General features: G+C 59.7%; 9 protein-coding genes. All 9 read right to left on the bottom strand.

Going from position 1 to position 14,307, the window contains the following annotated elements:
* Positions 1-10 precede the first annotated feature (10 nt).
* Complete coding sequence (locus U741_RS0103730) at positions 11-2,473, bottom strand: efflux RND transporter permease subunit (RefSeq protein ID WP_043110182.1); 2,463 nt, start codon at positions 2,471-2,473, stop codon at positions 11-13.
* Between the two features lie 60 nt (positions 2,474-2,533).
* Entirely contained in the window at positions 2,534-3,910 is a 1,377-nt protein-coding gene (locus U741_RS0103725; RefSeq protein WP_029889152.1) for a DUF1329 domain-containing protein, read from the bottom strand.
* 76 nt (positions 3,911-3,986) lie between these two features.
* Positions 3,987-6,098 carry a DUF1302 family protein gene (locus U741_RS0103720; protein WP_152551481.1) on the bottom strand — a complete coding sequence of 704 codons (2,112 nt, stop codon included), beginning with the start codon at positions 6,096-6,098 and terminating at the stop codon, positions 3,987-3,989.
* 90 nt (positions 6,099-6,188) lie between these two features.
* Entirely contained in the window at positions 6,189-7,205 is a 1,017-nt protein-coding gene (locus tag U741_RS0103715) for a WD40/YVTN/BNR-like repeat-containing protein (protein WP_152551480.1), read from the bottom strand.
* Positions 7,206-7,275: 70 nt separating this feature from the next.
* Entirely contained in the window at positions 7,276-8,670 is a 1,395-nt protein-coding gene (locus tag U741_RS0103710) for a DUF1329 domain-containing protein (RefSeq protein ID WP_029889149.1), read from the bottom strand.
* A gap of 562 nt (positions 8,671-9,232) precedes the next feature.
* Positions 9,233-10,789, bottom strand: a complete 1,557-nt coding sequence (locus U741_RS0103705; protein ID WP_161776110.1) for a long-chain-fatty-acid--CoA ligase — start codon at positions 10,787-10,789, stop codon at positions 9,233-9,235.
* 76 nt (positions 10,790-10,865) lie between these two features.
* Complete coding sequence (locus U741_RS0103700; RefSeq protein WP_029889147.1) at positions 10,866-11,654, bottom strand: enoyl-CoA hydratase/isomerase family protein; 789 nt, start codon at positions 11,652-11,654, stop codon at positions 10,866-10,868.
* A 93-nt stretch (positions 11,655-11,747) separates the two neighbouring features.
* Positions 11,748-12,866 (bottom strand): alkane 1-monooxygenase, encoded by a 1,119-nt coding sequence (locus U741_RS0103695; protein WP_029889146.1) that lies wholly within the window; start codon positions 12,864-12,866, stop codon positions 11,748-11,750.
* Between the two features lie 252 nt (positions 12,867-13,118).
* Positions 13,119-14,264: an acyl-CoA dehydrogenase family protein gene (locus U741_RS0103690; RefSeq protein WP_029889145.1), complete on the bottom strand. Its 1,146-nt coding sequence runs from the start codon at positions 14,262-14,264 to the stop codon at positions 13,119-13,121.
* Positions 14,265-14,307: the final 43 nt, after the last annotated feature.

Here is a 14,307-nt window from a genome sequence, read left to right as displayed (position 1 = left end):
ATCTTGCAACTCAGTGAGTTGCGGGGATGACGTTCCCCTTTTCATCAACCTTGTCCATGAACAGCGACAGGTCAACACTTTCACCGACCATCAAGTCTTCGCGGCTGGCGAACTTCGGCTTGATCAACCACACCAGCAGCGGCAGCACCACCAGTGCCAGCACCATGTTGATCAACATGATGGCCACCAACAGCAGCCCCATGTCGGCCATGAACTTCAGGTCTGACAGGAAGTACCAGGGCAAGATGCCGATGATCATGATGGTGGCAGTGAACATGATCGCCTTGCCCGTCGTCATCAGCGACACCGAAATCGCCTTGCCCCAGTCCTTGCCCTGCACGTTGAACTCTTCACAGATGCGCGACAGCAGGTAAATCCCGTAGTCGATACCGACGCCCACCCCCAACACCGCCACCATGACCGAGTTGATGTCGAGGCCGATGCCCATCACGTGCATCGTCGCGGTCAACACGAAATTGGACAGGTTCACGGGAATCAGCACGATCAACGCACCCACCCATGAGCGATACGCGTAGGTTGCAACCACAAAGATCGCCAGGTTCAGCAAGCCCAGAATGATCCAGTGATAGCGTGACACCACGAGGTTCATCGCTTGCTGCAGCGCGATGAAGCCGGTGCCCATACGAACCGTGAATTTCTCATGATCGGTTTCGACCAGATCCACCGCGCGCTGCGCGCTGGCAAGCGCGGCATCCACCGTGTCCTGCTTGTTGTCGGCGTACCACATCGACACCGTGGAGTGCTGGGCTTCGAAGTCCATGACGTTGCTGAAATTGAGCGGCGTCGATCCGAACAATACCGCCTGGCCCGCGCTGTAAGCGGCCCGCGACGTCGGGTCAATGGGCATCCACTTCGGGTTGCCCCCTGAGAACAGGCGGTTACCCTCCATCATGTAATCGGTGAACGACAAGGTTGCGCGGGGCGGCAGGACTTCGTCGGCCTCGACGATGGCCTGAAGCTTGGCGCGAATCAACATGGCCTCGTGAGACAGCGCCACGCGGTTGGTACCGTCGGCGGGGTCTTTTGATTCAATGATCAACTCCAGGGTGTTCATCCCCGGAAAGTGGTTGTTGACCGCACGAACCGCCGTGTTGAACTCGGAGTCTTCCCAGAGAAGGTTACTGCCCTCGACCGGGTTGCCAATCTTGATCTGAAACGACAGGAAGATGGCAATGGCTGAGAAGATGGCCACCACCACCGTGGTGATCTTGGCGGGGTTGCCGTACGACAGTCGCGATACTTTCTTGAGCACGCGCTTCTGCGCAGCGTGGAATCCGCCGCCGCCGTCACCCGAACTGCTGGCCACCAGCGAGTCAATGTTCTTCGGATCGGGCAGGTACGACAGCAGAATCGAAATCAGGAACACCCCGGTCGGGATGATGCAGAACGCCCAAAAACCGCAGAACAGTGCGAAACGTTCCATCGCCGAAATCGGCGCCACGGCGATGAACACAATGCCCAGACCATCGGTGATGACCCCGAGAATCGAAGGCATCATCATCACGCCCATCGTCACCTCAGCCGCTTTTCGTTTGTCTTTGAGGTGGGCGTAAATCTCATAAAAGCGTTCGCTGAATTGCACACAGTGCGAGAAAGATCGCGCGATCAATAGCAGCGGCACGATCATCAGCAAGGGTTCGATGGGTGACTTCAACCAGCCCACGAGACCAAAGCCCCAGATCGCGGCCACTGCGCTGCAAATGACCGGCGTAATGGTGCCCGCCAGGTTACGCATGTACAGCGCCAGGGCAACCACGAGCATCGACAGCGTGATGGCAAAAATGGTGTAGGTCTGATTGCGCAACTCATAGACCCAACCCGTCAGCGTCGGTTGACCGGCGACGAAGATGTCATGGTTTTCATCGTCGGCCTCGCTGACCAGGTCGCGAATGAAGTTGAACGCTACGCCGTAATCCACGTAGTCCTGAAACGTCGCCTGAATCAGCGTGGCGGTACCGTCCTGCGACACGTAGAAATTGCGCGCGTTGGGCGACTGCTCGACCCGGCGCTTAAATTCCTCAATCGCCTGGTCAGTGGTCGGCACCTCGTCACCCATCAGCGGACGGACGTCGACGCCCTCCGGCGTGGCTTCGACGTAGCGCAGCTTCTCGGTTGATATCGAGATCATCTGGTCGTGGTCGACGGCCGGCGTCAAGTCGATGTTGCGGGTCAGGTCCCACACCAGTTGCAAGGTATCGGTGTTGTAAATGTCACCGTCAACCCGCTTCACCATCACGAACACCGTGAGTGGATTGCCAAAATTCGGATGGTCGTAATAAACCTGCACGAAGGGATCGTCCTTCGGCAAAAGGTCTTTGAAGATGGTTCGAATTTCAACGCCAGGCAGACCGGCAGCGAAACCTGCGGTTACCAACAGAAATGCGATGCCGACAGCCAGTCGGCGATCCATGATCCATTTGGCAAGACGGAAGGGGGCGGGCAACTTTTTCATGATTCGCACAGCCTAGTTTTAAATTAGTAGGATTTTTACAGCGGGGTTGATGCTTTCAACTTAAACAGCGCCCAAGCGCATCAAAGCCGAGTGCGTTAGGTATTTGTCATACATCGTCGGGTCGTTGGCGCCGCTTTTGTGGCCGTCGACACTGCGCGCCTGCTCCAGGCGGGTCACACGCCCGGTTTGAATGTCTGAAACCGTGACATGGCACCAGCTCCAGTAAGGGTGTTCACCATCCATGAATTTCTTGTCGCCCTTTTCGTAAAGGCTGTAGGCGCCATCGAATGAGCGGTAAGGCTGATCGTTTCGGTCATAGGTCACCATGCCGATGACCACCTGGTTGCGTGCATCGAACCAGACCCGCTTTTTGGACACCGGTGCGCGCGGGAAGCCGGTGGGCTCCGCCTCGACGATGATGGCCTCGGGGACCAGCTCGACCGTGGTGTCCCAGAACGTCTGATCCTTGGGTCCCCCGTGGGTCTTGTGCTCCCAGTTGGGATCGTCGGCGTTCCAGGCGTCCGACAGTCCGGCCAAAAATGGGCCGCGACCTACAATCTTGTAATTCCCCCAGGTGTGCATCGGGTCACCTGCGGCCCACGCGTCCGACAAGTACAAGGTCGTCCCCGGCAGCAATGGCTCAAACCGCTGTGATGAGGGAAACTGGCGTATGCGGCGAAAGTCGGCGACATAGCCGTACAACTGCGGAAACGTGCGTTGGTCGTAATCCCATACGTTGAGAAACGACGTACCACTGAACTGACGTGGCTCGGTAAAAAAGACCGTCTGGAACCGCAGCTTGTCTTTGTGCGCCGGCCAGTAGGGTTTCGGATCCATCGTCACCCGGGACACCGTCGACAACTCAGCCCACCCACCCTGATACCGGAAACGGGTTTGGCCATCCACCGCCACATCGCTGATTTTGATGGCGTAGAACGACGCATCGTGCCGACCCCAGCTCAGGGTCTGGGCCGCAAACAGCTCCTCCCCCGTTTTGGCGTCGGGAAAGGGGTTTCCACCAATCCACGGTTCGCCGTCGGCGGTGACGACATTGCCGCGATCATCAAACTGCGCCTTGCCGGCGTTGGCCAAGGTGGCTTCGATGTACTCCCACGGCGACAGCTTCATGACATCGGTGGTGGTCTTCGCCATCTTCAGGCGACGCCCATGCTTCATAATATGCTCGTAGCGAATCGGTTCGAGCAGATCCTTCACCAGCTCGACATTGCTGGCGTCGATGTAATCGCCGTTCTTGATCTTGCCCTTGGTGTAAGCCTCAATCGAGTTCAGCTCGTCGGGATAGGCCTTGGACGCATCGCCGTCTTGCGCAATGGTCTGCCAGGTCGAGGCCAGCACACCAGCACCCGCCGCCGACTTGCCGAGCTTGCCCATAAAGGCACGCCTGCTGTAGTCGGAGTCGTATTTGCGAATGTGCACGGTTGTCCTCGTTTTGTGTCAAGACTGGGGCGGCGCGGTCGGCGCACCGCCCCAGGCAAAGGTCACGTACCAGCGCTTAGAACTGGTAACCGAGACGAATGCCGACTTCGTCAGCAAAGTCGATCAAACCCAGCAGGTTCTTGTTGCTGTTGCCGCCCCACAGATCGCCGTTGATGTAGTTGTAATACAGGTTCACGGTGACGTTGCCCTGCGGCTTCCACTGCACGCCCGGCTGAATCAGCATGCCGCCCTGGACGTCGATCAGGCTCGCGATGCTGTACTCAAAAATATAGGCGTCGGTCGGTTGCAGTGCGGCCAGCACGATGTAGTGCGCGCCGCCCGGCAGGCCCGGGGTAATGCTGGGGTCTGCACTGGTGGGCACGCGGGTGTCAAGCTGCACGCCCTGATCAGAGAAGTTTTCGCTGCCGTAGCCGTCCAGCGAGAGGCCGGCCAAGTCGAAGTTCTTCTGCCACAGGTACTGGAACAGCATGTATGTGGCGGGGAACTTGGTCGAGAAGCGGTGATATTTCTCGACGACCAGGCCCACCTGCACTTCGTCGCGCGTGCCAAATTCCTGCTTGAGGTCAATGGCCGTGAACTGCCGGTCGGCGGTGTAGGCCACTTCGAGGTTGAAAATCATCTGGTCGAAGATCGAACCCGGCTCAGCATCCAGCACATAACCTGCGCCGAGGCCAAACACGTCTTCGGGGAAGTACATGCGCTCGATGTGACCGTGCAGGCCTTCGGCGGCAACGAAGAAGCCGTCGAGCTGGTTGTTAGCGGCATTGGCGTCAGTGCCGATGGTCTGAGCGAAAATCTGCTGCGCGGCCGGGAACTGATCAATGACGCGATTAAGGCCCTGCAACGCATCGAGCTTGATGTATGAAGCGTAGTGGAACCATTCTTCTGCGCTAAACAACCCCAGCGGCGAGGCTTCAAACGAAGTCTCCGCCAATTGCGGACCACAGCCCTGACCGAGTGGAGAGCCCAGTGCGAGCTCGCAATAGCGGTTGAATGCAAGGCCCAACACGTTGCTGCTGGGCAGCGGCTTGTTGATGTCGGACTTCGTCCAGCGAATTGCACCCAGCGGGTTGTAGCGGCGGGTGTACATGGCCTGCCAGTTGTACTTGCCGTATTCGCCCTTGAAGCGCACCCCGTAATTCACCTTCTCGTCGTAACCCATCTCGCTGTAGCGGTCGCGGAGGTAGAACTGCGACGGCACCAGGTTGTAGGGGGTGTTGGCGTTATTGAGAATTGTCGGGATGAACTGGTGCACATAGGCGTCGGCCACGATGCGTTCGGTCAATTGGTGGGTGACCCGCAACCCGGGTGCCGTGCCGCGTTCGTCTGCATACTCTTCAAGCGCACGGTCAAGAAACAGGTGGCGACGCAGATCGAGCCCGTTGGCCACGTCCATGATGCGGAAGAACAGCAACTGGCCCCAGGCAACGCTTTGGTTGCCGACGCGGACCGTGGTCTGGCCGTTGGTCCACTGCAAAAAGAAGGCCGGCACGTCGATCTGGTAGTTGCGGCCCGAAAACTCGAACAACAACGGGCTGTCATCGCCCTCGACGCGGTAACCCAAATGGCTGGGCTTGCCGTCGTACTGTTCAGAGTTTTCGGAGTTGAATCCGCCGTTGATGCCGGCGTAGTCACGCGCATCAAAATCGCGGACGCCGGTGTCATGCGGGTGGTAGAGCGCGCGGATGCGCGACTGGAACGAGAAGCCGCCCCCCCAGGCCAGTCGCTGACTGCTCTCAAAACGAATCAGGTTGTAGTTGAGATCGTTTTCGCGCTTGGGCGCGTAACGGGTAAAGGTGTCACTGAGGCCGCCAACGCCGAGGTTGCTGACCCCTTCGGTGGGTGGCAGCACACCAAGACCGGTGGGCAACAAGCCGCTCAAAAGAGAGAAGGCTTCGTCGCCCGGCACCAGCGGCACCGTCCAGCCCAAAAAAGGATTGCCGACCACGCGTCGGATTGGCCGGTTGTTGGCAGGGTCACCAAACTGGTTGGAAGGCGCCGCCGACCCGGTGCTGATGGCCGCTTCGTAACGAATCAAGCCGTCAAATGAAAAGTCGGCACCTAAAAACTTACGGTCGACCCGCCCTTGTGCATGGGCCGTGCTGGTCAACAGGCTGGCGCCGATGATCGCGACAGCGCCCAAACCCATTAATCGCAGACTTCGCATCTTTAGTTTCCCTCCAAAGTTTTCACTTCCGCTGACCGTCGTTGCGGCCGCGCGCGCACCACCCGTACCGCACTACCCCAAAAAGGTCGCTCAGCCGTCGATCTGAATGATCTTGCCTTTATGACCGACGGCATAAATGCGCCCGCTTTCGCGATGCGCATCGACACCCTGATACCACTCAATTTGAATGTCGCCTTCATTGACAGAGAGCCAGTTGCGTCCGAAGTCGGTGCTGACCAACATGATGCGCATGCCGGTGATGACCACGCGCCCGTTCGGCAGCGCGGTCACGCCCAAAAAGTTGGCGTCGGCATCGCTGCTTTCGACTTTTGTCCATTCCTTGCCGGCATCGGTTGAGCGCAGAATCTCGCCGCTCAGACCGACCGCGTAGCTCTCACCGCTGCCCGATTCATCGATGTGCATGGCGAAAAGCGTTGGCGCTTTGGCGTCGATCCCTCTGAGCACAACCCATTCGTCGGTTCCCGCCGGCTGGCGCAACATCAGGCCAAATTCGCCGGCAATCGTGACGTCGCCGTTCTCGGCCGCGTGAACGGCGTAAACGTGTGGCTCTGCCGTACCGAACGTCGTTGCGTCTGAGAGGGGCTCCCAGTCCGGCTGATTGGAGGTCCAGGTCTCGCCGCCGTCGGTGGACTTGAGCACGGTGCCGAATTCGCCACCGATGACGGCCAAGCCTGAGCGGTTGACGCTGACGGAGAGCATTCGCCCTTCGAAACCCGGATCTACTTTGCGCCATTTGCCGGGTTCGTCTTCGATGACTACGGCGCCGATCTGGCCGACGGCGATGGCATGCTCGCCGCCAAGGTCGGCATCGAGCAGTGCCACGTCAAAGCCCACACCGGAATCTTCGGCGGGCGCCCAGTTTTGACCGCCGTCCTCCGACTGCATGATGGTGCCCGCGACACCCACGGCCACCGCACGGTCATCCTCAATGCTCAAGGCAAAATAGGCCGAGTGCGGGATGCCGGTGATGATGTCATTGACCAGATTGGTCTCTTTCTCTTCTGCTGCTGCGTGCGGCGCAAACGCCGCGACGCTGAAAATTAATGGCAGGCAAAAAAACAACGAGTTCAAAGGCCTCGTTTTCATATAGATCAAACTCCGCGATAAGAAAACTCCTGCCGCCGGCACGAACGCCGGCGGCAGGAGACTGATGTCATTACACCGTGCCGAGGCGCGCGATGGCGGACTGCGTCAAGAACTTGTTATACACCGCCTTTTCGTCTTCGGCGTAGTACTGACTCTTGTAGCCACCCGCGATCTGTTTCACGTGGTTGAGCAGACTCATGCGGTTGGACTGGATGTCGTGAATGTGCACCGACGTCCATGACCATTCCGGCTTGCCATGGCGATCCTTGTTGACAAAGTTGCCCTGCTTCTGCGGGCCGAACGCCGGGTCCACCTGCTTCCAGATTTCGCCGCGACGGTCATAGGTGATGTAGGCGATGACCATGGCATTGCGCACGTCAACCCAGATCTTTTTCTTGCCGACCGGGGCACGCGGATAACCGGTGGGCTCTGACTCAATCTGCACGCACTCGGGCACCAACTCCATGGTGTAGTCCATGAACGTCTGGCCCTGTTCGCCGCCGTGTCGCTTGGAGTTTTCCCAGTTGTCGTGTTCTTCACCGGTGAAGTTGCCACCGAGCGCCGCGAGGTGCGGACCACGACCGACAATCTTGGTGTTGCCCCAGGTGAGCATCGGGTCGCCAGCCGCCCAAGCGTCAGACAGGAACAGCGTGATACCGGGCACCAACGGCTCAAAGCGCTGGTTGGCCGGGAACTGACGCACGCGGCGGAACTGCGGCAGGTAGCCGTAGATGTCCGGGAACTTGCGCTGGTCATAGTTCCACGGCACCAGGAACGAGGCACCGGCCTGCTCCTGCGGCGCGGTGAAGAACACCGACTGGAATCGCAGCATGTCGTCACGATCGTCGAACACGCGCCTCTCGGGATGCGTGCGCGCCGTCGCGTTGAGCTCGGTCCAGTAGAAGTCGTAGGTGTAGGCAGGCGAGCCATCGGGGTTGATGTCAAAGCTACGAATTGCGTACTGCGACAGATCGTGGCGGCCCCAGCTGAGCGTCAGGTTGGCAATGCCTTCCTGGCCGGTCTTGACGTCGGGAAACGGGTTGCCACCGATCCACGGACCCCCGGTTGAAGCTTCAACCACGTTGCCGGTGTCGTCGAACTTGGCCTTGCCGGCATTGCGCAGCGTCGCTTCGAAATACTCGTGCGGGAACAGCTCGGAAACGTCTTGCGTCGGCGCACGGATTTTGACCTTGCGTCCACGGTTGGAAATCTGCTCGAAGAAGATGGGGTCCAGTAGGTGCTTGACGTGTTCGACGTTGCTGGAGTCGATGGTGTCACCGACCTTGATCTTGCCCTTGGTGTTGACTTCGATGGAGGTCAACTCGTCGGGGTAAGCCTTGGTCACTTCGCCGGTCGCAGCGATGGTCGGCCAAACCGGGGCGAGCACGCCACCGCCCAGGCCGAGCGCCACGTTCTGCATCATTTTGCGACGTGAATAGTCGAAGTCATACTTTCTGATATGCATAAGTCTCTCTCCACTTGGAACTGCGCTTTAGGTCACCGAGTTCGCCTGATTGAGCGTTCCGGCGACACCGGATAACTCAACTGATTGAAGCGTTCGGACTGAAGGGCACAGTGATCAAATGATCGGTATGCCCTGGTATGACGTACGCCAGCCGACGGCATTTTGGACGCAGCGAGAGGCCACGCATCAATGCGAATCCGAGATGCATTTCGGGCCCGACACCTTGATTGATGCGAATGCAGATCACGCTGTCTCAACTCCTTATTGCACGCCCACTCGTGTGGTTGGGCTCATTACTTTATTCGCTACTTTTACCGCGACTCCACTCCCGCCGTCCCGACCCGTAAGGGTAGTTCTAACTGGCCGACCCGCAGCTGCTGACTGATCGATTGACGATCCTCAACAACGCTTATTGGTACGGTGCCATATTACCTTTGTCGTGGCAAGTGCCAACAACTACTTTGACTGACTTTTAATTTTTATGCCACCGTCAATGAACAGTGGCAGTGCACGAACGCCGCCCACCCAACCTTTTGGTTGGTGGTGGGCGACGTTGATACGGTCACCCGGCGGACGCCAACTGGTCGCGAACAATTCGTTTCAGGACCTTGCCGGTGGGTGTCATCGGCAGCGCGTCGACAAAGCGAACTTCTTTGGGCACCTTGTAGCCGGCAATCAGTTCACGACAGTGGGCAATGACCGTCTCCTGCGTCAATCCCGCATCGGGCGCGGCGATGATGACGGCGGTGACGCGCTCGCCCCACTTGACATCGGCGACGCCGACCACCGCGCTTTGGCGCACGCCCGGCAACTTGGCCAGCACCTGCTCGACCTCGGCGGAATAGACGTTTTCACCGCCGGTGACAATCATGTCTTTGACGCGGTCGACGATGTAAAACAAGCCTTCGGCATCACGGAAGCCGGCATCACCGGTGCGGTACCAGCCGTCCTTGAACACGCCTGCGGTGGTTTCGGGCTGCTTCCAGTAGCCGCCGAACAGGTTGGGGCCGCGCACCAGAAATTCGCCGCTTTCGCCTTGCGGCACTTCGTTGCCGTTGTCGTCGACGACCTTGATTTCGATCAGCGGTAGCGGCGTGCCGCAGGACTTGAGGCGCGCCTCGTTGTCGACGTCATGCTGCTCGGGCCGCAGCAGCGTGATCGCCCCTGAAGATTCTGTCGCGCCGTAGAACTGCATGAACTGGCACTTCATCTCCAGCACTGCACGCCGCAGCAAGGTGGAGCTGATCGCCGAGCCGGCATACATGACGATGCGCAGCGACGAGAAGTCTGCCGTTTTGGCATCCGGGTGATCGAGCACCATCTGAATGGCGGTGGGCACCAGCGCGCAGATGGTGGGGCGGTCACGCGCGAGAAACTTGAGCAGGGCCCCGGGGTCCAGCGCCGGCAGCACCGATACGGCGGCGCCGTTATAGAGCGCCTGCACCGACAGCCCGGTCCCCACGAGGTGGAACACCGGCATCACCGTCAGCATCACGTCACCGTCGTGCCATTTGTAGGCGGGCTCCAGGTGCTCGCAGAGGCGCATGTAATTGAGACCCCCGTGCGTCAGTTGAACGCCCTTGGGTTTGCCGGTGGTGCCCGAGGTGTAGATGAGCATCGCGGTGTCTTCGGGGTGAATGCGCAGGTTCGGATCCTGCCCGTCACCCTGTTGCAGCCATTGATCGTATGGGCTGGCGTCGCCGGTGACCGAGTCGAAGACCACGACTTTGAATTTTTGCGTGCACTTCTGCTTGACCGCTTCGAGCGCGTCGGCAAACTCGCGGTCAACAAAGATAACCGGGCATTCTGCATCGTCGATGACCGGCGCCAGCTCGGCCGCCGCCAACCGCCAGTTCAGCGGCACCACTGCCGCGCCGGCCTTGAGCACGCCGAACAGCATCTCGAAGTAGCGCGCCGAGTTCTTGCCAAAAAATCCCACGTGCGATCCGGGCTTGATGCCGTCAGCGATCAGTGCGCTGGCGATGCGGTTGCTGTCCTGGTCGAGTTGGGCAAAGGTGCGGGTGCCCCGCCCGTCAATCAGTGCCCGGTCGTTCGGTTTGGTGCGGCCATAGTGGCGCGGGATATCGGCAACATTCCTGATTTCGTAATGGAACCACATGGTTTGCATCCTCCGTCTTGTCGATCGCCTGACTGGCAATCTGTTCGAATGGTTGGCCCGCCAATCGCGGACCGGCTTATTGACCCTGGAAACGCGGTTTGCGCTTTTCAACAAACGCGGTGATGCCCTCGCGCGCGTCGAGACTGCCCGCCACTTTGGCAAGCGCCTGCGCCTCGTCTTCCAATTGCGCCTCCAGCGGCTGGCGCAGCGCCTTGTTCAAGATGCGCCGCATTTCACCATAGGCCCGGGTTGGCCCCTGACTCAGCTGCACCGCCATACGTTCGGCCTCGGCGAGCAGTTGGTCGTCATCAACCAGGTGGTCAACCAGCCCGATGTCGGCGGCGGCTTCAGCGGTCAGCATCTCGTTGAACAGCATGAAGCGTCTGGCGCGGGCGATGCTCATGCGTGAGGTCAGCGCTGTCGATGCGCCCGCGTCAAAGCTGTAGCCAATCTGCGGGTAGGCCGCACCAAAACGGGCACTCTTGCCGGCCACCACCAGGTCGCAGCCCGCCACCATGGAGACCCCACCACCCATGCAGGTCGCGTGCACGGCGGCAATGATCGGTGCGTCCAGTCGTTGCAACCGGGCGATGCCCATGTGCAGGGTCGAAGTCCAGTCACGAATGGCGTCTGGCAGGGTGTCGAGCATCTTCATGAACATGCCGATGTCACCGCCGACGCTGAAAAACTTGCCCTGCGCGGTGATCAGCACGGCACGTAGATCCTTACGGCCGGCGAGTTCGTTGCTCGCCTGACAGATGTCTCGGCAGAACTCGGCGTTAAAGGGGTTGCCGGCCGCCGGTTGGGTCAAGGTGAGGCGCGCCAAGCCGTCGGTGACGTCCAGGCTGATGGATTGATAAACCATAAATGTCCTGAAAAAAAGCCACTGGTCTCAACGAGGAGACCAGTGGCCGTAAAGCAATCAAATGGTGATAAAGCAGGCGGGCAGCACCCGAGGTTAAACCCCGACGGTGGCGGCTTTCCCGACCTCGGCGCCGGGCTCGTTTTGCCAGTCAGGCCAGCCTGCGGCCTTGTTTTGCTCGGCGGCCAACTTGCGCTCTTCGGCGTTGGCGAACTCCAGGTCCCACCGCTTCAGGGCCGGCTTGATGATCATCTCGTGCCAGACCGGCGGAATCAGGGCCGACAGGAAGCAGACAAACACCGACGGCATGGGAATCGCTTCTTTATGCGGCACCAGCTTGTAGTACACCTGATAGGAGTTCAGATGATGGTCGGCGTGGTTGGTGATCTCAAAACCCATGGTCCGTGAGAACCAACCCAGATGGTTCCACAGGTGGCGACGGCCAATCGGCGCGCCCTTGAGGCGAATTACGCCGTAGTGCTGGAAGTAGTTGAAGCTTTCCACCCACACCCGCGCCACGAGCTGACCCCCCAGGGCGGCGAGGTTGGCCACCGGCCCGCCGATGAAGAAGATGATGGCGTGGAAGATGGCCAGCGCCAGCAGGGCACGCCAGACGCGGTGCTTGTAGTGCCAGGGGTGCAGGCCCTGTTTCTTGAGCGCGCCACTTTCCATCTTCATGGCATACACGGTGCTCTCGACCACTGCATTGGCGGTGAACTTGTACAGGTTCGTGCCGCGAGCCGCGGTGTCCCCGTCTTCGGTGGTGGCTACGTCAATGTGGTGGTTGATCACGTGGCCGATGTCGCGGGTGCAGTCGAGAATGCAGAGGTGGCCGTAGCGGCCCACGGTGCGGGCGATGGGGCTACGCATGTGATAGAGCTCGTGCGCAGCAGGGACCAGCGGGATCACCCCCATCCAGCCAACGCTCAAGATACCGCCGAGCATCTGCATGCCCGTGACGCCGCCCTGCGCGATCTGCCAGGCAAAGACAAAGTACAGCAGCACCGGGCCAATGCAGCAGATCCAGATCGGAATGTTGGCCAGGGTCGCATTGCTCATCTTGCGCATGCTGTAGTCACGGCCAGCCACGGTGTCGAGGATCGCCAGAATCGGGAAGCTGGCGATGCCCACCCACATCCAGTTCCCGCCCGCAGCCAAACCGGCAGCCGTCAGGGCCACCACAAGTACGGGAACCCAATATTTTAAGTAGTCCATGTCGATCTCCAATCCAGTCCAGAAACATCGCGTTTTCGTTGAGTGCCGGGCAATCACGCCGGGCCCTATGGGTGCGGACGTTCTTCCGCGTCCCTGATGACCCCGATCCTACGCCTTTGGACAAAAATGCCAAGTGGCGCGATCTATTCCGACCCGGCGGCGGATCAGCGGCAACTTCAAATATCGTACGGTAGCCTACGATTCAAGTAAAGCTGTCGCTTGCACCGTGTTCTACGGGTAGCGTCGCAGCGCTCAAAGGCTGCGCGAAATGAGCTCGCGCATAATTTCTGAGGTGCCGCCGTAAATGCGTTGCACCCGCGCATCGGCATACAGACGGCAAATTTCATACTCGCGCATGAAGCCGTAACCGCCATGCAATTGCAGGCACTGATCAACCACGCGGCCGTGCATCTCGGTGCACCAGAGCTTGGCAGCCGAGGCATCCAGCGCCGTCAACTGGCCGCGCACGTGTTTTTCGAGGCACTGGTCGACGAAGGCCCAACCCACCAGGATGTCGGCTTTCAGATCGGCCAGCTTGAAGCGGGTGTTCTGAAACTCGGCGACCGCTGAGCCAAATACCTTGCGGTTGCGCACGTACTCGCAAGTGATGTCCAGGGCCCGTTGGGCCGCGCCCATCGACTGCAAGGCAATGGCCAGGCGCTCCTGCGGCAGCTCGGTCATCAAGGTTGCGAAGCCGCCCCCTTCATGGCCCAACAGATTGCTGACCGGCACTTCGACCTCATCGAACGACATTTCGGACGTGTCGGATGACAGATAACCCAGCTTGTCGAGCTTGCGACCGCGCTGAAAGCCTTTGCGATCGGTCTCCAGCAGGATCAGGCTCATGCCCTTGGCACCGGGCGCGTCGGAGGTGCGGGCGACGACAATCACCAGATCGCAGTGCTGGCCGTTGGAGATGAAGGTTTTCGAGCCGCTGATGCGATAGACGTCGCCATCACGAACCGCCCGCGTCTTGACGCCCTGCAGGTCGCTGCCGGTGCCCGGCTCGGTCATGGCAATGGCGCAAACCGTTTCGCCGCGCGCCATGCGGGGCAGCCAGTGCCGTTTCTGTTCTTCAGTGCCCACGCTGTACAGGTACCCGGCGCAGACGTCGCTGTGCACCGAAAAATCGGTCATCGGACCGCCGAACCCGGCGTAGCTGATCTCTTCAATGATGATGGCGTTGTGCTTGAAGTCACCGCCGGCACCGCCGTATTCCTCTGACACTTGCGGGCAAAGCAACCCCGCGGCACCGCCGGCCTGCCAGTAGCTGCGATCAACAATGCCGGCCTTTTCCCAGCGGTCGAAATGCGGTGCAATCTCGGCCTTGATAAAGCCGCGTACGGCGTCGCGGAACATTTCATGGTCTGCGTTGTACACATCACGGTGAGCAAGCACGTTGGGGCTCCGAAGCGTCAGACAGCGTTGAGACAGCCGCACT

The organism is Polycyclovorans algicola TG408 (assembly GCF_000711245.1).
Lineage (GTDB): Bacteria > Pseudomonadota > Gammaproteobacteria > Nevskiales > Nevskiaceae > Polycyclovorans > Polycyclovorans algicola.
The sequence above is the reverse complement of the archived record's forward strand: the minus strand, read 5'-3'. Positions and strand labels throughout refer to the sequence as shown.

Bases quoted from the DNA above. Each gene is read 5' to 3' on its own strand.
- U741_RS0103730 (WP_043110182.1), bottom strand. From the start codon at position 2,473: ATGAAAAAGTTGCCCGCCCCCTTCCGTCTTGCCAAATGGATCATGGAT.
- U741_RS0103720 (WP_152551481.1), bottom strand. From the start codon at position 6,098: ATGCGAAGTCTGCGATTAATGGGTTTGGGCGCTGTCGCGATCATCGGC.
- U741_RS0103715 (WP_152551480.1), bottom strand. From the start codon at position 7,205: ATGAAAACGAGGCCTTTGAACTCGTTGTTTTTTTGCCTGCCATTAATT.
- U741_RS0103710 (WP_029889149.1), bottom strand. From the start codon at position 8,670: ATGCATATCAGAAAGTATGACTTCGACTATTCACGTCGCAAAATGATG.
- U741_RS0103705 (WP_161776110.1), bottom strand. From the start codon at position 10,789: ATGTGGTTCCATTACGAAATCAGGAATGTTGCCGATATCCCGCGCCAC.
- U741_RS0103700 (WP_029889147.1), bottom strand. From the start codon at position 11,654: ATGGTTTATCAATCCATCAGCCTGGACGTCACCGACGGCTTGGCGCGC.
- U741_RS0103695 (WP_029889146.1), bottom strand. From the start codon at position 12,866: ATGGACTACTTAAAATATTGGGTTCCCGTACTTGTGGTGGCCCTGACG.